This is a genomic window from Nocardia amamiensis, assembly GCF_015477605.1.
Lineage (GTDB): Bacteria > Actinomycetota > Actinomycetes > Mycobacteriales > Mycobacteriaceae > Nocardia > Nocardia amamiensis_A.
Genome location: NZ_JADLQX010000007.1, coordinates 143,484 through 159,805, shown reverse-complemented (window position 1 = coordinate 159,805; position 16,322 = coordinate 143,484). Strand labels below are relative to the sequence as shown.

General features: G+C 68.5%; 29 protein-coding genes. All 29 read left to right on the top strand.

The annotated features are described in order from the left end of the window. The first annotated feature begins 109 nt into the window (after nt 1-109). The 29 genes from IU459_RS12030 to IU459_RS11895 all read left to right on the top strand — a co-directional run bounded on the left by IU459_RS12030 (nt 110) and on the right by IU459_RS11895 (nt 16,311). Nucleotides 110-346, top strand: coding sequence for a hypothetical protein (locus IU459_RS12030; RefSeq protein WP_195129580.1), 237 nt, complete (start codon nt 110-112; stop codon nt 344-346). Then, nucleotides 346-1,374 (top strand): YqaJ viral recombinase family nuclease, encoded by a 1,029-nt coding sequence (locus tag IU459_RS12025; RefSeq protein ID WP_195129579.1) that lies wholly within the window; start codon nt 346-348, stop codon nt 1,372-1,374. Before IU459_RS12030 ends, IU459_RS12025 begins: the two co-directional genes overlap by 1 nt. Then, nucleotides 1,371-2,465, top strand: a complete 1,095-nt coding sequence (locus IU459_RS12020; protein ID WP_195129578.1) for a recombinase RecT — start codon at nt 1,371-1,373, stop codon at nt 2,463-2,465. Before IU459_RS12025 ends, IU459_RS12020 begins: the two co-directional genes overlap by 4 nt. A 4-nt stretch (nt 2,466-2,469) precedes the next feature. After that, a complete protein-coding gene (locus tag IU459_RS12015) occupies nt 2,470-2,907 on the top strand; it encodes a hypothetical protein (protein ID WP_195129577.1) in 438 nt (145 codons plus the stop codon). Then, entirely contained in the window at nt 2,907-3,443 is a 537-nt protein-coding gene (locus IU459_RS12010; protein ID WP_195129576.1) for a WhiB family transcriptional regulator, read from the top strand. The genes IU459_RS12015 and IU459_RS12010 overlap by 1 nt, the downstream gene beginning before the upstream one ends. 13 nt (nt 3,444-3,456) lie before the next feature. Continuing rightward, a complete protein-coding gene (locus IU459_RS12005) occupies nt 3,457-3,834 on the top strand; it encodes a DUF7171 family protein (protein ID WP_195129575.1) in 378 nt (125 codons plus the stop codon). 27 nt (nt 3,835-3,861) lie between these two features. Continuing rightward, nucleotides 3,862-4,032: a hypothetical protein gene (locus tag IU459_RS12000; protein WP_195129574.1), complete on the top strand. Its 171-nt coding sequence runs from the start codon at nt 3,862-3,864 to the stop codon at nt 4,030-4,032. Between the two features lie 3 nt (nt 4,033-4,035). Next, nucleotides 4,036-4,416 (top strand): hypothetical protein, encoded by a 381-nt coding sequence (locus IU459_RS11995; RefSeq protein ID WP_195129573.1) that lies wholly within the window; start codon nt 4,036-4,038, stop codon nt 4,414-4,416. A gap of 30 nt (nt 4,417-4,446) precedes the next feature. Continuing rightward, a complete protein-coding gene (locus tag IU459_RS11990; RefSeq protein WP_195129572.1) occupies nt 4,447-4,803 on the top strand; it encodes a hypothetical protein in 357 nt (118 codons plus the stop codon). Nucleotides 4,804-5,112: 309 nt separating this feature from the next. Further along, the gene (locus tag IU459_RS11985; RefSeq protein WP_195129571.1) at nt 5,113-5,607 is read left to right on the top strand and encodes a hypothetical protein; all 495 of its coding nucleotides are present in this window, start codon (nt 5,113-5,115) and stop codon (nt 5,605-5,607) included. Continuing rightward, nucleotides 5,600-6,727: a hypothetical protein gene (locus IU459_RS11980; RefSeq protein ID WP_195129570.1), complete on the top strand. Its 1,128-nt coding sequence runs from the start codon at nt 5,600-5,602 to the stop codon at nt 6,725-6,727. The genes IU459_RS11985 and IU459_RS11980 overlap by 8 nt, the downstream gene beginning before the upstream one ends. Then, nucleotides 6,720-6,992 (top strand): hypothetical protein, encoded by a 273-nt coding sequence (locus tag IU459_RS11975; RefSeq protein ID WP_195129569.1) that lies wholly within the window; start codon nt 6,720-6,722, stop codon nt 6,990-6,992. Before IU459_RS11980 ends, IU459_RS11975 begins: the two co-directional genes overlap by 8 nt. Then, nucleotides 6,989-7,342 carry a hypothetical protein gene (locus IU459_RS11970; protein ID WP_195129568.1) on the top strand — a complete coding sequence of 118 codons (354 nt, stop codon included), beginning with the start codon at nt 6,989-6,991 and terminating at the stop codon, nt 7,340-7,342. Before IU459_RS11975 ends, IU459_RS11970 begins: the two co-directional genes overlap by 4 nt. Further along, complete coding sequence (locus IU459_RS11965) at nt 7,339-7,836, top strand: hypothetical protein (RefSeq protein ID WP_195129567.1); 498 nt, start codon at nt 7,339-7,341, stop codon at nt 7,834-7,836. The genes IU459_RS11970 and IU459_RS11965 overlap by 4 nt, the downstream gene beginning before the upstream one ends. Beyond that, on the top strand, nt 7,833-8,282 hold the full coding sequence (locus IU459_RS11960; protein ID WP_195129566.1) for an HIT family protein: 450 nt from the start codon (nt 7,833-7,835) through the stop codon (nt 8,280-8,282). The genes IU459_RS11965 and IU459_RS11960 overlap by 4 nt, the downstream gene beginning before the upstream one ends. 5 nt (nt 8,283-8,287) lie before the next feature. Then, nucleotides 8,288-8,503, top strand: a complete 216-nt coding sequence (locus IU459_RS40485) for a zinc finger domain-containing protein (RefSeq protein ID WP_440446482.1) — start codon at nt 8,288-8,290, stop codon at nt 8,501-8,503. Next, nucleotides 8,500-9,045 (top strand): hypothetical protein, encoded by a 546-nt coding sequence (locus tag IU459_RS11955; protein WP_195129565.1) that lies wholly within the window; start codon nt 8,500-8,502, stop codon nt 9,043-9,045. The genes IU459_RS40485 and IU459_RS11955 overlap by 4 nt, the downstream gene beginning before the upstream one ends. Nucleotides 9,046-9,092: 47 nt before the next feature. Further along, a complete protein-coding gene (locus IU459_RS11950) occupies nt 9,093-9,551 on the top strand; it encodes a hypothetical protein (protein ID WP_195129564.1) in 459 nt (152 codons plus the stop codon). Next, nucleotides 9,552-10,322 carry a hypothetical protein gene (locus IU459_RS11945; RefSeq protein WP_195129563.1) on the top strand — a complete coding sequence of 257 codons (771 nt, stop codon included), beginning with the start codon at nt 9,552-9,554 and terminating at the stop codon, nt 10,320-10,322. It abuts the gene before it with no gap. Beyond that, complete coding sequence (locus IU459_RS11940) at nt 10,322-10,486, top strand: hypothetical protein (protein WP_195129562.1); 165 nt, start codon at nt 10,322-10,324, stop codon at nt 10,484-10,486. Before IU459_RS11945 ends, IU459_RS11940 begins: the two co-directional genes overlap by 1 nt. Then, the gene (locus IU459_RS11935; RefSeq protein WP_195129561.1) at nt 10,483-11,061 is read left to right on the top strand and encodes a hypothetical protein; all 579 of its coding nucleotides are present in this window, start codon (nt 10,483-10,485) and stop codon (nt 11,059-11,061) included. The genes IU459_RS11940 and IU459_RS11935 overlap by 4 nt, the downstream gene beginning before the upstream one ends. Nucleotide 11,062: 1 nt before the next feature. Then, nucleotides 11,063-11,461, top strand: a complete 399-nt coding sequence (locus tag IU459_RS11930; protein WP_195129560.1) for a hypothetical protein — start codon at nt 11,063-11,065, stop codon at nt 11,459-11,461. A 203-nt stretch (nt 11,462-11,664) separates the two neighbouring features. Next, nucleotides 11,665-12,132: a hypothetical protein gene (locus IU459_RS11925; protein WP_195129559.1), complete on the top strand. Its 468-nt coding sequence runs from the start codon at nt 11,665-11,667 to the stop codon at nt 12,130-12,132. Between the two features lie 217 nt (nt 12,133-12,349). Then, entirely contained in the window at nt 12,350-12,949 is a 600-nt protein-coding gene (locus IU459_RS11920) for a hypothetical protein (protein ID WP_195129558.1), read from the top strand. After that, nucleotides 12,943-13,599, top strand: a complete 657-nt coding sequence (locus IU459_RS11915) for a hypothetical protein (protein WP_195129557.1) — start codon at nt 12,943-12,945, stop codon at nt 13,597-13,599. The genes IU459_RS11920 and IU459_RS11915 overlap by 7 nt, the downstream gene beginning before the upstream one ends. 250 nt (nt 13,600-13,849) lie before the next feature. Then, the gene (locus tag IU459_RS11910) at nt 13,850-14,086 is read left to right on the top strand and encodes a hypothetical protein (protein ID WP_195129556.1); all 237 of its coding nucleotides are present in this window, start codon (nt 13,850-13,852) and stop codon (nt 14,084-14,086) included. Further along, on the top strand, nt 14,079-14,378 hold the full coding sequence (locus IU459_RS11905) for a hypothetical protein (protein ID WP_195129555.1): 300 nt from the start codon (nt 14,079-14,081) through the stop codon (nt 14,376-14,378). Before IU459_RS11910 ends, IU459_RS11905 begins: the two co-directional genes overlap by 8 nt. Further along, a complete protein-coding gene (locus tag IU459_RS11900) occupies nt 14,375-14,725 on the top strand; it encodes a hypothetical protein (RefSeq protein WP_195129554.1) in 351 nt (116 codons plus the stop codon). Before IU459_RS11905 ends, IU459_RS11900 begins: the two co-directional genes overlap by 4 nt. Continuing rightward, nucleotides 14,722-16,311: a hypothetical protein gene (locus IU459_RS11895; protein ID WP_195129553.1), complete on the top strand. Its 1,590-nt coding sequence runs from the start codon at nt 14,722-14,724 to the stop codon at nt 16,309-16,311. Before IU459_RS11900 ends, IU459_RS11895 begins: the two co-directional genes overlap by 4 nt. Nucleotides 16,312-16,322: the final 11 nt, after the last annotated feature.

The window sequence follows — 16,322 nt, the reverse complement described above, 5'->3', positions numbered from 1 at the left end:
AGCGCGAAGAACAGCGCGCAGTCGAAGCGTCCCCGGGCTACCAGCCGCCCGCGCGCCGTGGTTCCGTCGATGACCCGTTCGGCCCGAGCGATTGGGACAGGAGGTCTCGATGAACACCGAGCCCGTTGCAATCGGTGGCGGTGGGCCGCGCACGATAGACGCGGGCCCGGCCCGCGAACACCTGCGCCAGCACGCGGCCGGGCGGTCCTATCGCGGCCTGGCCCGGATGACCGGCGTCGATCGCCGCGTCATCGCCGATGTTGTGCAAGGCCGCAAGGACCGGATCGTGCCGCACGTGTCCGCGCGCCTGCTCGCCACGCCGATCGGATCGGAGGTGAGCGCCTGATGGTCGGCTATCTGGATCACTGCGCCGAGATCCTGCCCCGCGAAGCGTCGCGGGAGGAATGGTTGCAGGTCCGCCGCCAGGGCATCGGCGGCTCGGACTGCTCGGCCGTCATGGGAATGAACCGCTACGAGTCTCCGTACACCGTGTGGGAGGACAAGACCGGCCGCGCCACCGACGTCGACGAGACCGAGCGGATGCTGTGGGGCAACCTGCTCGAGCCGATCATTCGCGAGGAAGCGATGCGCCGCCTCGGGCTGACGTTCACGCTGCCCGGCACGCTGCGGTCGCTGTCGTGGCCGTGGCAGCAGGCCAACCTCGACGGACTCGCCAGCGACGGCGGGATCATCGAGTGCAAGAACACCGGCCAATGGATGGCGCCGGATTGGGATGGGCAGGTTCCCGACCATGCCGAACTCCAATGCCAGCACAACATGTCGGTGACCGGTGCTCCGCACGCGTGGATTGCTGGTCTGGTCGGGGGGTGCCGCCTGCACGTCGGCCGGGTCGACCGTGACGACGACCTGATCGCGTTGATCCGTGACGAGGAATCGCGGCTGTGGTACGAGCACATCCTCGCCGACATCCCGCCGACGATGGATCCCTCCGAGGTGACCCGCGCCGCGCTGATGTGCCGGTTCGGGTTGGAAGATCGTGTGATCGAACTCGATTCGATCGCGCGACCGGGCGAGGAGCTGCGCACGGTCGCGCTCGCCGAGGAATGGGCAGCCGGGCACGCGCAGGAGAAAGCGGGCAAGGCCGCGAAGAGGCGCGCCGAGAACGAGTTCCGGCTGCTCATGCAGGGCGCGAACCGCGCCACCCTCGGCGGCAAGACCATCGCCCGCATCACCGGCGGCACCTGGGCTTCCAAAAGGTTCGAGGAGGCCGAGCCGCAGATCGCCGCGCTGTATCGCAAGAAGGTCGACGTCATCGACTCGGCCGCACTCCGCGCCGAGGACCCCGAACTCTGGGCCGAGTACCAGAGCCAGGTGTTCAAGGCATTCCCCCTGTCCATCGAAAAGGAAGGATGATCGTGGGTCGAGACCTCGCAGCCCGCACCCGCCAGAACGTCGCCCAGCGCGGCAACCAGCAGGACACCGGCACCACCGGACAGCCCGAGCAGCAGGACGACAGTGTCACCACGATGGCGCACTTCATCAACGGCCTGCGTAGCCAGATCGCGCGGGCTCTGCCTCGGCATATGGACGCGGATCGGATGGCGCGGTTTGCGCTGACCGTGCTGCGCCGCAACACCAAGCTCGCCACCTGCACGAGCGAGAGCTTCGCCGGTGCGCTGCTCACCGCGGCAGCACTCGGCCTGGAGCCCGGCGTGAACGATGAGTGCTACCTCGTCCCCTACAAGAACTGGGACAAGGAGGAGCGGCGGGCGTGGATGGAGTGCCAGCTCATCATCGGCTATCAGGGGATGGCGAAGCAGTTCTATCAGCATCCGCTCGCTTTGGATATCACCGCGCATGCGGTGCGTGAGTCCGACGAATTCGATTGGCAGTACGGCACGAACGCCTACCTGCACCACCGGCCCGCGCGCGGCATCGACCGGGGCCCGGTCGTCGACTACTACGCGCTGGCGCGTCTGACCTCGGGCGCGGCCCCGTTTGTGGTGCTCTCGCCCGACGAGGTGAAGACGCTGCGTCGCGGGAAGGAAGGGCCGTCCGGTGACATCCCGGACCCGCAACGCTGGATGGAACGCAAGACCTGTGTCCGGCAGTTGGCGAAGCTGCTGCCGCGCTCAACGACGCTGTCGGCTGCCATCGCCGCTGACGAGCGCGACGGATCGGAGCTGTACCGGGAGCGGTTGGCCGAGCGCAACGCGGCCGAGGTGATCGACCTCGCGCCCGCGTCGGTCAGCGACGAACCGGCGGGCACCGCGCCGCAGGACGACGCACCCGGGGGCGCGCCCGCGCTCGAGGAGACCGCGGCCAGCGCCGCCGAGATCCGCACGCTGGTCGCCGCGCTGAAGGGGCAGCAGTACACCACCGCCGCCGACCAGTTGGAGTGGGCGCGCAACAACATCGGCCCGGACCTCGCGCGGCTCGAAGACCTCACCGGCGCGCAGGCCCGCGAACTGGCCGCGATCCTCACCTCCACCGGAAAGGAGTAGTCCAATGACCGACGCTGTGAAAATCATTCGCTCCGCGCGCACCACGATCGACAATGGGGTGCGCGTCGAGTTCGAGGCCGCCGAGGTCTCAGACCTGTTCCTCGACGACCTCCGCGCCGCTGTCGCCGCCGCCGACCACCTGCCCGGCACCGCGACCGTGTCGTTCAAGGCCCGCGGCGAATGGTGCACACCGACAGAGGTCGACATCCTCCACCGCGAGTACCGCTCCCGCGATCCGCTGGCACCGGTCGGCGCCGACCAGAAGGAGACCGTCGACGAGTACGACGACGCACCGCACGAGTGCGACGACGACTGCACCCCCGGCAACTGCGCTGTCGAGCACGCCCTTGAATTCGACGCCACCCTCGTCCGGCCTGGCTATGAGTCCGATCCCGACGCCGCACGGGACCGCGCCATCGACGCAGCAAACGGGGTGTGGTGATGGAAGAACCAAACGAGGTCCCTGCCTGCGCTGGCGCACCCAACCCCGAACTGTGGTGGTCGAGCAACAAGAACGACATCGACGAAGCACGCGCGATCTGCCTCGGCTGCCCCGTCCGCAAACAATGCGCCACCATTGCCGTGAACGCCAACCAACCCGAAGGCGTTTGGGGCGGATACGATTTCAGCTCCATCAAGCAGTACCGCGCCGCCGCGAAACTGGCCGGCCTCGAGGCCAGCCGGAAGCGCCGCCGCAAGAAGCAGGAACGCGACTGCACCAGGTGCGGAGCCCAGTTCACCACCCAGCAAGACGACGAGCAGTGCGTCGCCTGCCGTCAAGGTCTGGTCGACCCGGGCCCCACGCGTGAACATATTCTCGCCCTGCGCGAAACGATGACCTGGTCCGAGATCTCCGCCCGCAGCGGGGTCTCCACCGCCAGCTTGGGCGACCTGATCAACGGTCGCAGCAAGCACGTCACAGCCCAGACCGAAGCCCGGATCCGCGCACTACCCGTACCGGCCGCCAACGCTGCATAAGGAGCACCCGCACATGGCCAAAGTCACCACGTTCAACGGCACCAACGGCACCGCCGACGGCTTCACCAAATACCGGTTCTCCGGCTCGCCCACCGATCAGTTCGAGCACCGGGGCGAAGTCGGCGAGATGCGCGTCATGCGAGTTACCGTCGAGTGCGTCGCCGAAGGCTACGACCAGGTGTCCGACGGCATCCGCCACCAGACCAAATGGAAGGTGATCAACGCCGAGATCGGTGAAACGGTCGAGCGGCCCGCCGGTGATCCCGAGCTCCCGTACGAGGGCGACGACGACTCGGCCGAGGGCGGATCGTACGGCGACTACACCGGCGGCGAGGCGGCCGAATCCGACGGCGGGAACGTGGTCACCGCGCAGTTCTCCGACAACAACTGACTCATGAACCATGGAAACGGTCGCACAGTGACCGGCGATACCGTGGGCGGCGCGGTGCACTCCGAGCAGGGGTGCGCTGCGGCGCCGCTGGCGCTGGCCGCCCAGGCAACCGCCATGTTTGTGCGAGCGGTCACCGAGTACTACGACGACATTGGCCGCCCATTGCCGGACCTCACCACATCAGGCCCGGCGCGGTGACCGATGCCGATCCGTCCGGAGAACCGACACCGCTACCCGCCGAACTGGCGGCAGATCTCCGACTGGGTGCGCTTCACCCGCGCCCAAGGCCGCTGCGAGTGCCGAGGCGAATGCGGCCGTCCGCGCGTGCATCTGGCCTCCGACGGCCGATGCCCGAACGAACACGGCCAGCGCGCCCACGACACCGGCTCGCCGGTCGTGCTCACCACGGCGCACCTGGACCACGTGCCCGAGCACTGCGACCCGGAGAACCTGCGCGGCATGTGCCAGGGCTGCCACCTGCACTACGACCGCCAGCACCACGCCGAGACCCGCGCGGCCACGCGCCGCGCCGAGCTGGAGGCGCAGATGGATCCGTTGTTCGACGTCGGTGGTGGCCGGTGATGGGGATGTGGGTGCGGGGTGCTGTGAAAGGTGGTGGCGATGGAGTTGGAGCCGGTCGGCCGGTTCGAGTGGGAGCGGTGGATCCGGCGTCTGATCCTGCCGCCCGGCGTGAAATACACGGCGCTGATGGCGATCACGTACGGCGATCTCGACGGCTCGCGGGTGTTCCCCGGCGTCGAGAAGTTGGCGCTCGTGATGAACATCGGCACCGCCTCGGTGAAACGGCACCTGAAGGTCCTGCGCGAGACGGGCCTGATCCAGCGGGTCAAGCAGGGCAACCGGCACGAGGGGGATACGGACGAGTACCGGATCACTCTGCCGTCGAATCTGCTCGATCTGCCGATGCTCACGCCGGACGAGCAGCCCGAGTCTGGGGATCACTCATGATCCCTGGAGTTATCCACAGGGCCGATGTCTGGGGATCACAGATGATCCCCAGAGTTGTTCGGCCTGTGCATGTCTGGGGATCACCTGTGATCCGTAGACATCTGAAACGCCGACATGTCTGGGGATCAATCCGAGCATGTCTAGGGATCATTTCGGCAATGTCTGGGGATCACCGTGATCCCCCACCAGTACCAAGACCAGACCACTAACCGGGACCAGATGAGTGGCTGGCTTTCGAACGCAACTCACCACGCGCCCGCGCGGGCCTGTGGATAACTGACCAATGTTGTCCGAAGGGAAGACCGACCGATGACCGAACCGACCAACCTTCAGCGCCGCCTCGCCAACGTGATTGGCGAGAACGCCACCAGCTCCGGCGATGGTGGCCCCCTCCGCAACTCGAACACGACCGCGGGCGCGATCCTCGCCGACGCCGCACTGTGTGCCGCCATCGGCGACTACGTCGCCGCGAACGATCCGAACGACGACGCCCGCCAACTCGAAGCCATCGACCTCGTCCTGGCCCACCTCGACGAGTACCGCGCCAACAACAGCGTTGCCGGATGGAGCCGACTGCGCGACGACCTCGACCGGCTCCGCCGCCACGTCGATGACCGACTCAGCGAGGACATCGACCTCGGCAACGCCTTCCTGAATTACGCCGCGCAGTTCGCGGACTGCCACACCCCGGCCGGTGTCGGCGGCCTGATCCGCGCCGCCATCGCCAAGACCGGCGCCACCATCACCCCCGGCCCGAAGCCCAAGGCGGCGGCCACCGCGAGCGAGGAGACCGACCGTGCCTGACCTGGCCTACCACTTCGCCGACGCTGATCTGCGGCGAATCGCGGAGGATCCGAACACCGCATTCGACCGGGTGCACAAACAACTCGCGGCCGAACTGCTCGACGCCCGCCAGCGACTCACCCCCGCCCGCCTCTCCGACGAGGATCTCACCAGCATCCACCGCGGACTCGTCGACCACGCCCGATCGCACATGCACGTCGACACCGACGACGAACAACGCCACGCCGACAACTGGCTGTCCGGCTACAGCGAAGGCATCGAACACGCCCTCGACACCGTTCGCCTGCGCGCACACGCTGCCGCACCCAGCCCGGAACCTTCGGGCAGCCCCGCCGAGCCGCCCACGGCGCAGTCAGCACCTCCCCATCACGGAAACAGTGCAACCGTCACGAGCGGTTCGCCGTTCGTTCCGCCGATGCCGCCAGCGCAGGCACGCCGCCAACTGCTCAGCCCGTTCGACTACCCGGCCGGCCTCACCGACGACGACGCTCGCCGCGCCGGCGAAATCGTCGCGGGCTACCTCGATGACGTGCTCGACCGCGTCGACCTCGCCTGCGCCGATGACCTGGGCATAGGCGACGAAGGCGAACGCGCCGTGCTGGGCACCCTCGGCGTCATCGCGGTCGAGGCCGCCCGCTGCCTCGGATGGCGTCCGCCGTCCGGCGCAACCGGCGAGCCCGCCGCAGGCGAGGTCGAAGCCATCGCCGTCGCATGGATGCGATACCAGGGCTACACCGACCAGCAGATCGAGACCGCTGCAACCCACAACTGCGCCGACACCTGCGAACGCGCAGGCGACGCATGGGACTGCACCGACGAACACGGCGAATCTCGCCATCCCATCGCCGACGAACTCGCCGCCGCCTCCGCGATGGCGAACGTCGCGCTCAAAGCCCTCGCCGAGCACAGGCCGCCGATCGGCTGGATTACCGGCCACCGCCACGCAGACGGCAAGTGGCACATCGCGTTCGACGGCGAGCCTTGGCGGACTCTCGACGAGGCGAACGTCGACGTGCAGGACGCCAGCACCGAGACTCCCGACGTCGACTGGCGGGCGCTGACGGTCTACGCCGAGACCGGCGAGCCCCACCAGGCACAGGAGGTGGCCTGCCTTGGCTGACACGCTGTTCGCCTCGTGCGTGCTGCCCGGCTGCCGCACTCCGGTCGCCTTCGTAGGCGACGTTTGCGACGGCTGTGTCGAAGCGTTCGGTCCGATGCTCAAGCACGACCCGGGCGGCCGACGGATGACTGCCGAGGAAATCGCCGAGCGCGACCGCTCGGTGCACAACGTGTACGCATGGCGGCGCATGACCGGGCGGGCGGTGGTCGATGTCTACCTCCCCGGTGGCGCACCGAAAAGCCGAGCGCCGGAGAGCGAATCGTGACCGCGCCGACGAGCCGTCCGCCGAGCATCGCACCCGAATTCATCCAACGCGGCGCACTCCGCACCATCCGCCGCCACACCCGAGAGGAAGCCATGCAGGAATACATCACCACCGGCGGCAAGACCATCCGCACCGGCCAGCACTACCGCGACGCCCGCGCAACCAACGTGCGCACACTCCGCGTCGACCACATCCACGAGCCCTACAACCCAGACCGCCCCGACGACCGCGCCATCGACTACACCGTGGTCCTCGTCGACGGTGAACCGCCCGCGCGGTCACGCGGCAAGTCGATGACCGCCGCCCGGCTCACGAGCCGCAACTTCATCCTGATCGACGGTGCCAAGTGAGCCGCGGCCAACTCGCTCGCACCCCGGACAACTTCCCGAACATGAAGTACCGGGCCCGCAAGCGCCACCAGCGCGCGGCCAACGTCGCCGCGCTCGGTCCCGCCCTCGCCCGAGTAAGCAAGGCGTTCGCCGAATTCGGCACCACGGTCAGCAAGGCGTTCGCGGCAATCGACTGGGACGGCATCGCCCGGTCACTCTCGGCCATCCGTCGCGCCGCGCAGCCCCGCGCGAACGCAACGCCCCCCGGCGACCCCTACCGCTGCGACATCTGCCAAGGCACCGGCGACAGCAACGGCGCCGACTGGTGCGAGGAATGCCAAGGCACCGGCCGCATCCTGCCCCCCGAACGAGACCCCGACGATGTCGACGACGAGCCCGAACTCGCGCCGCCCATGATCGTCGAGGTCGCCGAGCAACACCGGCAGGACGACGCGTTACGTCGGTCCGCCGATCTCGCCATCGAGCGCGGCCACATCCGCACCAGTCCGCAATGACCATCCCGTACCGCGGGCCCGGCCTGCTCGGCCTCGCCCGTGACGCCATCACCGCCCTCACTCAACCCGCACGGAGGAGCCCCGTGACCGACTGGCCCACCTGCCCGTTCTGCACCCGCATCGCCAACCGCGACTTCTCCACGACACCGCCCGACCTCGGTGACATCGTGCACTTCGAACCGCTGAACCCGGTCACACCCGGACACAGACTGTTCCCGCCGGGCAAGCACGTGGAGCACTCGGCGCCCCGGTGGGTGGAGGCCGCGGCCTGGTGGGCCGCGCGCAAAGGCTGGTGGGGTGAGACCGGCGACGAGCCTTACAACCTCATCGTCTCCTCCGGCACCGCCGCCACCCAGACCGTTGCGCACGTGCACATCCACTACGTGCCGCGCCGCGACGGCGACGGCCTGCACCTGCCCTGGACCGGACAGGCTGCGACCGAGTAGCCGCCATGCCCAGACCCAGACCACCCGGCGTCCGCGGAATGGATTGGCTCATCCAACGCGACCACGCCGAGACGGTGGCCTGCCCCGACTGCGAAGCACCGCCCGGCCAAACCTGCACACGAACCAACTGGCTAACCGGCGAATCCGCACCCCTCGACCACATGCCAGCCCACATCGCACGCATCAAGCTCGCCGCCACCACACAGGAGACCAACCCTTGACCACCGTTGTCGGCATCGACCACTCACTCAGCGACACCGGCATCGCCATCATCCGACCTGACACCCAACCCGAACTGCTCACCGTCAGCAGCAGCGGCAAGAACACCGACGACCGACCAACCCGCGGCCGACGAATGCGCGAGATGCGCACCGCGATCATGGACAACATCCCCCGAGACACCAGCCTCGCCGTCATCGAAGGCATGTCTTTCGGCCACAACCAGCCTGGCCAGGACCGCATCCACCATTTGTGGTGGCTGATCTCCGACGCGTTCGACCACCTCGGCTTGCCGCTCGCCGTCGTCCCTCCGAACACGGTGAAGAAGTGGGCCGCCGATGACGGGCGCGCGAAGAAGCCCGCAGTGCGCGCCGCCATATCGGAGATGTGGCGTGGCTTGCGGATTCCGAACAGCGACACCGCCGACGCCCTATGCTGCGGCACGATCGGCGCCCAGCACCTCGGCCTACCGCTGCCCTACCTCGTGCTCGAACGTCACCGACTCGCCCTGTCGAAGATCGAGTGGCCGCAGGCCCGGGGATAATCGGAAACAGTGACACAGTCACATAGCATCGAAGGCGGGTGGTGGACATGGTCAAAGCCGGACAGCAATCGCGCCGGCGCCTGGCGAACGCCGCCACCCGCCGAGAACTCGCGCTCGAAATGATGCTCGCCGGGCGCACCTACCAGCAGATCGCCGACGCCCTCGACTACAGCGACAAGGGCACCGCGCACCGGGCCGTGACCACCGCGCTCGCCGAGTGCGCCGAACGCACCAAGGAACTCGCCGACCTCGCCCGGCCGATCGTTCTCGAACGGCTCGAAATGCTGTGGGCCCCGCAGTTCAAGCTCGCCCGCAAAGGCGACCCGAAGGCCGCCGAGCTGTGCCTCAAGATGCTCGACCGGTTCTCGAAGATCCACGGTCTCGACCGCATCACTGTCGACCACACCGTCACCACCCGCACCGAGCTCGACGCCGAGATCGAGGCCCTGGTGCAGAAGCTCAGCACCGCCACGCCGACCGATCGCGCCACCACGAAGGAGAGCTGAATGCACGCCCAGCGGTACCGCAAGCGACCCGTCGAAATCACCGCCGTCCGGTGGTGGAGCAACGGCGACCACCCCGACGACTACATCCACGACTTCGAAGACCCCGTCACCCACACCATGGTCACGGCAGCGCAGCGCCGCGAACAGCGCTGGGAGGGCGAGGTGGTCCGCTACTACCGCCGCCCCGACGCCCCCGGTGACCAGCAGTGCGAGCACTGCGGCCTGGTCATGAACCGGCACGGCTGGATCGACACCCCCGACGGCGGTCACACCGTGTGCCCCGGCGACTACGTCATCACCGGCGCGAGCGGCGAACGCGACGTTTGTAAGCCGAATGTATTCGCCGAGACGTACGACCGCGTCCGCGACGACGAAGGCGAGCCCGCGACGGCGGTGGTCGACTCGACCGAAGAGGTGGCAATTCTGAGCGCGATAGTGCGCGACGGATTCTGCGCCGCGCTGGTGCCGCTGCTGGGTTACACGATGGCGCAGACGATGACCGCTTCGTTCCCGCCGTCGTTCTGGAGGGACGCGGCACTCGGTGCCGCCCGGTACACCGCCGAGCGGATGCTCCCCCCAACCGCAGACGAGCGGCTCGCCGGGGAACCGGCCCGGCCGCTCGCGTGCGGCGGCTCTGGCGACGTCGTGGTCACCGACGGTGAAGGCAGGCCGATCGTGTGCGGCGGCGGCGGTGGCAACGGCCTGCCCATCCAAGTAACCGGCATCGGAGGCGCTGCGCCGACCGACCCCGTCACCCCGACGGAGCCCTGATGCCCATTTCGCCCGAAGCGTTCGCAGCAGCGATGCGCCTCCTCGGTCTCAACCCCGACGACCCGGAACGGGCGCTGATGACAGTGCGCATCGAGGAAGGCCGCATCACCGCCACCTACGCCCAGAGCAACCGCGTCACCACACCAGCCGAAAGGAACTCATGACCATCACACCGGTCCGCATCCGACCGATCCGCCCGGTCGAGCTCGAAGCCGTCCAGTTCACCGACGAAAACATGGGGTCACTCATCGCCGAATGGTGCGGCGGCAGTAACGAACTGGCCCCCAACCTGATCCAATTCCGGGACGGGTCAGGGCCCGTCACCGCTGTACTCGGTGACTGGATCGTCCGGGGCGTCACCGGCACATTCTTCGTCCGGAGGCCGCACGACTTCGACGAGACCTACGAACCGGCAACATACGACGACGAGTGGGAGCCCGTCCCGGACGTCAACACATTCACCGAGACGAACACCTTCACTCCACTCAACATCCGCCAGGCACTGCGAACCGCCGACCCGAGCGAGCAGGTGATCGCCGCCCTCGGAGGTATTGCCGTCGTCGGCGGCATCCCGGCCATGCTCGCCGGAACGGTCATCAACCTCGCTGGCGATTCCGCTGACCTGGACGTCTTCGTGAGCGCCGCGGCAGTACTCGCCGGAATCTGGCTGCTGCGCTCCGTCTACTGGCGGGCCCGTGCCCGCGCCGCCGAACACCACATCACAGAGGGAGAAAACTAACATGCCCGGTCTGTACCGCACCCAGGACTTCGAGACGTTCGCGCTCGTTGTCGAACTGCCCGCCACTGCCGAGCTCGACATCGAGACCCGCGTCACCGGCAGCCGCGAATACCTCGCCGGGCAGGCCACCGTCGACGGCGACACCATCACCGCCTACCTCGCCGACACCATCGCTGCCGACCGGTTCCTGCTCACCGACGACGGGACATACGTCCGCATCACCGGCGGCGCGATCGACGGCGACGGCGGCGTGATCTACCTCGACCAGTCCCGCGAAACCCTCGCCACCCCAGCCGGAGGCGGCGAACAGGTGACCGTGCGCGTCGTCGAACCGTCGCCGCCGACGATGCCGCAGGACTGGTTCTTCGACGAGGTCGATCGGGCGCTGGCCGACCTGTAGACCACCCCTCCCTCGTGGCGGGTCAACCCGGTACGGATCAGCCGGGAAAGCACCCCAACGAGCCAGCTTCGGGTGTCCTGGCTCCGCAATCCCGTCCCAGTTCTGGCGGGAGGGCACGCTGCGCGCCACGACCAGGCCGGGCGGAGAACGCGCACACTCCGCCCGGCCTGCGCCAAACCCCAACCACGACACCGGAGACACCGATGGTCGACCTTTACCAAGCAGCTCCCGAGTCAGGTGAAGTCCACTACCTGGCCACCCTCGACGGCGCGACCGCCGAGCTCGAAACCCGCTACGCCGGCACCCGCCCATACCTGGCCGGCGAAATCCGCACCCGCCCGCACCACATCCGTCGGCTGATGGAAACCATCGAACACGGCGTCCACTGGGTCACCGTCGACGGCACGTACCTACGGGTGCACGCCCTCCAAATCGACTTGGACGTCGTCGGCTGGATCGGCGTCGACCAATCCACATTCGCCAAGAAGTGGACGCCCGCCGGGATCGCGATCACCGACCTGCGCGTGGTCGAACCCTCGCCTCCGCGCCCCACCGAGGAATGGATGCCCGCCGAGATCGCCCGCGCCATCCGCGACCGCCAAGCCGAAAAGGATCTCGCCGTCGCGGTGAATGAGGTGTTCGCCCATCCGACTACAGGTGATGGCTCATGATCGCCGTCCGCACGCACACCTACATCACGTTCGCGAATCCGTGTCTCGTGTGCTCGGCCTGCCGCCAGCCCGTACCGCGTATGCACGACGGCGAGGCCTGCGGCTGCCAAATCGGCGCGTGGAACGAACCATGCCAGCACAGCGCGGGCACGATATCGCGCTGCCCGACATGGTCACCGGTGGACGGTTGCCGGTGTGAGGACAAGGAGAACCACCGGTGAGGGAGCTGACCGCCGCCGACTACAAGCGGATCCGCGCGCAGCTGGCCGCGATGCAACGCGTGAACATGTGGGGCCCGGGGCGGCTCGCGTTGGTCGCGATGCTGCTGATACAGCTCGCGAGGACCGAACCGGTTTGGGCGCTCCCACCCGACCCGCTGGAAGAAGCGCAGCGCGCCATGATGCGGCTGTTCGACCCCAAGCCCGCCCCGGCGCCCGTCGTGTGCCCGCCGCCCATGCGCGCGGCCGTGCTGCCCCGGCTCGACGCCGCCGAGACATGGCTGCTCGCCCGCGCCGCGACCGCAGCCGTACACGGCCGGGTCCGCCTGTGGGCCCACGATTTCCGGGAGATCGCCGAACTGCACCCAGCACGGCCGCCCGGCGTCGGGTGGGCAGCCTGCCGCGGTGAGGGCTGCCCGTGGTGTGCGTGGGCTGTCGACCCGACACCGGACAAGCTGCCCGCATTCGTCATGTGGAAGAACCCGTACCTCCCGCGCGAGCAAGCCGAGTGGGTGACCGCCGAGATCGGCGGGTATCGGGTCTCCGGCCCCGCAAATCAGCAGGGCGTCAGGCTGTTCGAGGGAGAGGCTTTATGGTGACCGCCTGCGGCGCGCAGGCCGCCGACGATCCCGAGTTCCGCGACCGATACCAACTCCCGATCACCGAGGACCAGATCGCCATCAAGCCCGCCGGGATCGACTTCTACGAACTCATCGCCGCCCGCAACGACGAAGCTCTCCGCGCCCTCGATGCCGCCCTCGGCCGCTCCCTGACGTTCGCCGTGACCGGGATGCCGTTCGTCTACCGGCCGCCGCGCCCGCAGCTGCCCGCCGGCCAAGCCGCGGACCGGCGCGCCCTGCCGTGGGGCGACTCCGCGTACACCTCGATCAGGTTCCCGCGCTGGTTGCCCGGAGGTACCGCCCTCGACCCGGATACGGGGTGGATGTACGGACCACCCAGCAACGGCCTCACCCCTTCGAGTGAAGGCCCGCGGCGCGCAGCCGAAGCCCTGACCCGAACAATGCGCAAGCAGCACGAACGCTGGGCCCGAGAGCGCCGCCCGCAGTGGGAGGCCGTGATCGGTGACCGCCCGTGGAACCCACCGCACCTGCCGTTCGAGCCCGGCACTCGGATCGGCTGGCAGGACGAACACGGCGTGGTGCACACCGGCACCGTCGACGATCAGCACCCCATCGGTTCCGACGGATGGGAAATGCATGTGACCTGGGACAGAGACGAGGACCGATGAGACTGCGCTGCCTGTTCGGCTACCACCGTTGGCGCCGAGTCACCTACGTGCACCAGCCGTGCGAGCACAACAACCGTGAGTACGGGCGGTCATGGGCTCAGTGCGTGCACTGCCCGGCCACACGCGGCAACCTTCTGACCCGCTGGTGCGTGTGCGACGAAGCCCGGCAGCGGAAACGATCGCACGACGCCGCGATGTTCTTCCGGGAGCGCCACGCCGCACCGCCAACCGCAGGAGGAGACTCGCCACCGTGAGCGAACCGACGATCGGCCAACGCCTCGACACCGCCCTCGACAACCTGAAGCTGACCACGTCAGCACAGGGCGCGATTGGATGGCTGGTGCAAGGCCAGGCCGAGAAAGCGCAGCAGGCCCTCGTCAAGCTCGACGCCGAGCAGCTGCGCGCGGTGTCCGCCGCGGCGCTCGGGCTGGCGGCGATGGCCGACCACCTTGCCAATCAGATCGAGGAGAATCCGACCAATGGCTGAGCCGATCGTCTGGATCGTCGAGCGCCCGCTCGACGACGAGGCACCTGTCCAGATCGCCTGGTGCACAACCGACCAGGCCGCCCGCAAAGCCGCTGCCGAGTACTGGCGTTTCGTCGACTGGGAAGACCGGACGCCGCTCCAGATCTTCCCGCGCCCCATGAACACCACATGGGGAATCGGCGGCAGCGCACAGCCGGACGGGTTCGCGTTCGACGGCACCGAAGACGACGCCCGCGCCGCCGGGTGGCTCGACGCTGACGGCAACGTGGTCGAGATCCGGAGGAAGCCGTGAAGCCGATCCACTGCCTGCTCGGCCGCCACGACCGACGCCCCGCGAACTACAGCCACCCGCCGTGCGCCGACGACAACCGCGAATACGGCTACCTCGAATCCCGCTGCGTCCGCTGCCAACCGCCCGCGCCCGAAACCCGCGCCGCCGCCGCGTGCAAATGCACGCTGCCCCGCGACCGCACCAGCGAACACGTCGTCGCCCAGCTGCACGCGCAGGGCATCAAGCCCGACGGTCGATACGCGCGGCTGTTCACCGAGGACGCCCTCCTCGTGGTCCGCCGACGGAAGCCCCCGCCTGAGATGGAGATCGACGGCCGCGGTTACACACCGGAGCGGCCTACGCCATGACCAGCGCGCTCGACGGGGACGGCTGGCGCGAACTCCCCACCCGCGACAAAGAACACCTGCGCGACCGGCTCCGCGAAGCCTGCGCCCGCGCCGGCATCCCGCTCGCGAAATCCAGCAGCCCTGGCGACCTCGCCGAAAAGCATGAGCCGCACCTCACCGCACGCCGCGACTACCTCGACGCGATGGACGACGAGCTGGTCCGCCTGCGCGACAACCCCACTGGGAAACTGATCATCACGACGCCCTCGCAGGTCGGCAAGTCAACGAAGGTCAGCCGATGGTTCCCCTTCTGGTGGCTCAGCCAACGCCCTCGGGACCGAATCATCCTCGCCTCCTACGCGTCCCGGCTCGCTGCGGGCCACGCAGCCGCCTGCCGAGACCTGATCTACGCCTACGGCCACCACTACGGGCTACGGCTACGCGACGACGAAGCCACCCGTTCCGATATGAGCCTCACCACCGGCGGCAGCCTTCGCGCTCGCGGCGTGCGCTCCGGCCTGGTCGGCAACCCGATGGACTGCGGAGTGATCGACGACCCATTCCGTGACCGCGCCCAAGCCGACAGCGTCGTCATCCGAGATGGCGTGTGGGACTGGTATTCCTCGGCGTGGGTGTCGCGGCGCGCTCCCGAATGCCGCGAGGTGGTGTGTATGCACCGCTGGCACCCTGACGACCTTGTCGGCCGCCTGCTTAAACGTGAGGGCCGAGTCGAGGAGGGCGGCGAATGGCGGGTGCTGCACCTGCCCGCAATCGCTCTGGCGCCGGACACCGAACGCGGCATCTACCCCGACCCCCTCGGCCGCGAACCCGGGCAGCCGCTCCAGCATCCCCGCATCCCCATCGACGACGTCGCCGCCCAGCTCGCCCACTGGGACCGCGTCCGCGCTGGCATGACCGCCCGCGACTGGGCATCCCTCGGTCTCGGCGTACCGATCTCCGCAGAAGGCGCACTGCTCGACGAAGCTGCGATCGAACGCCGCACCGGCACCCCCGGCGCGCCGGTCCGCGTGGGCGTCGGCGTCGACCCGTCCGGCGGCGGCCGGGACACCGCGGGCATCGTCGCCGGGCTGGTCGACACGACTGGCCGGTTCTGGTGGACACGGTCGCGTACCGGCCGCATGTCCTCGGCGAAGTGGCCGCGCGAGGCGTGCCTGCTCGCTTACGAGGTGGGCGCGGACCGGATCGTGTTCGAGTCGAATTACGGCGGCGACATGGCCGAGCAGCTGATCCGGCAGGCGTGGGCCGCGTTGCAGGCCGAGGGCAAGATCCCGGCGACCGCGTTGTGCCCGTACATCAAGAGCGTGCATTCGCGGCGCTCGAAATTCCTGCGGGCCGAGCCGATTGCGCAAGCCATCCTGACCGACAGGGCATGGTTTTCAGACCACCCGTCGCTGCGGGACATGCGCGCGGAGTGGACGCAGTGGGAGCCGGGGTCGACATGGTCGCCTGGTGCGCTGGATGCCGGGGTGCATCTGGCGTGGGAGTTGATTCCGCCGATCCCGTCCGGGCAGACGAGCACGAGTGTGGCGAAGCGGCGGCGTGATCAGGTCGGCGCGAGTGGCGGAGTCGCCGCGCGGCGGCGCTGAACTGTGAGGCA

Excerpts from the sequence above, each read along its gene's own strand:
- IU459_RS12030 (WP_195129580.1), top strand. The coding sequence starts at position 110 with ATGAACACCGAGCCCGTTGCAATCGGTGGCGGTGGGCCGCGCACGATA.
- IU459_RS12025 (WP_195129579.1), top strand. The coding sequence starts at position 346 with ATGGTCGGCTATCTGGATCACTGCGCCGAGATCCTGCCCCGCGAAGCG.
- IU459_RS12020 (WP_195129578.1), top strand. The coding sequence starts at position 1,371 with ATGATCGTGGGTCGAGACCTCGCAGCCCGCACCCGCCAGAACGTCGCC.
- IU459_RS12015 (WP_195129577.1), top strand. The coding sequence starts at position 2,470 with ATGACCGACGCTGTGAAAATCATTCGCTCCGCGCGCACCACGATCGAC.
- IU459_RS12010 (WP_195129576.1), top strand. The coding sequence starts at position 2,907 with ATGGAAGAACCAAACGAGGTCCCTGCCTGCGCTGGCGCACCCAACCCC.
- IU459_RS12005 (WP_195129575.1), top strand. The coding sequence starts at position 3,457 with ATGGCCAAAGTCACCACGTTCAACGGCACCAACGGCACCGCCGACGGC.
- IU459_RS11995 (WP_195129573.1), top strand. The coding sequence starts at position 4,036 with ATGCCGATCCGTCCGGAGAACCGACACCGCTACCCGCCGAACTGGCGG.
- IU459_RS11985 (WP_195129571.1), top strand. The coding sequence starts at position 5,113 with ATGACCGAACCGACCAACCTTCAGCGCCGCCTCGCCAACGTGATTGGC.
- IU459_RS11960 (WP_195129566.1), top strand. The coding sequence starts at position 7,833 with ATGACCATCCCGTACCGCGGGCCCGGCCTGCTCGGCCTCGCCCGTGAC.
- IU459_RS40485 (WP_440446482.1), top strand. The coding sequence starts at position 8,288 with ATGCCCAGACCCAGACCACCCGGCGTCCGCGGAATGGATTGGCTCATC.
- IU459_RS11950 (WP_195129564.1), top strand. The coding sequence starts at position 9,093 with ATGGTCAAAGCCGGACAGCAATCGCGCCGGCGCCTGGCGAACGCCGCC.
- IU459_RS11945 (WP_195129563.1), top strand. The coding sequence starts at position 9,552 with ATGCACGCCCAGCGGTACCGCAAGCGACCCGTCGAAATCACCGCCGTC.
- IU459_RS11940 (WP_195129562.1), top strand. The coding sequence starts at position 10,322 with ATGCCCATTTCGCCCGAAGCGTTCGCAGCAGCGATGCGCCTCCTCGGT.
- IU459_RS11935 (WP_195129561.1), top strand. The coding sequence starts at position 10,483 with ATGACCATCACACCGGTCCGCATCCGACCGATCCGCCCGGTCGAGCTC.
- IU459_RS11930 (WP_195129560.1), top strand. The coding sequence starts at position 11,063 with ATGCCCGGTCTGTACCGCACCCAGGACTTCGAGACGTTCGCGCTCGTT.
- IU459_RS11925 (WP_195129559.1), top strand. The coding sequence starts at position 11,665 with ATGGTCGACCTTTACCAAGCAGCTCCCGAGTCAGGTGAAGTCCACTAC.
- IU459_RS11915 (WP_195129557.1), top strand. The coding sequence starts at position 12,943 with ATGGTGACCGCCTGCGGCGCGCAGGCCGCCGACGATCCCGAGTTCCGC.
- IU459_RS11905 (WP_195129555.1), top strand. The coding sequence starts at position 14,079 with ATGGCTGAGCCGATCGTCTGGATCGTCGAGCGCCCGCTCGACGACGAG.
- IU459_RS11895 (WP_195129553.1), top strand. The coding sequence starts at position 14,722 with ATGACCAGCGCGCTCGACGGGGACGGCTGGCGCGAACTCCCCACCCGC.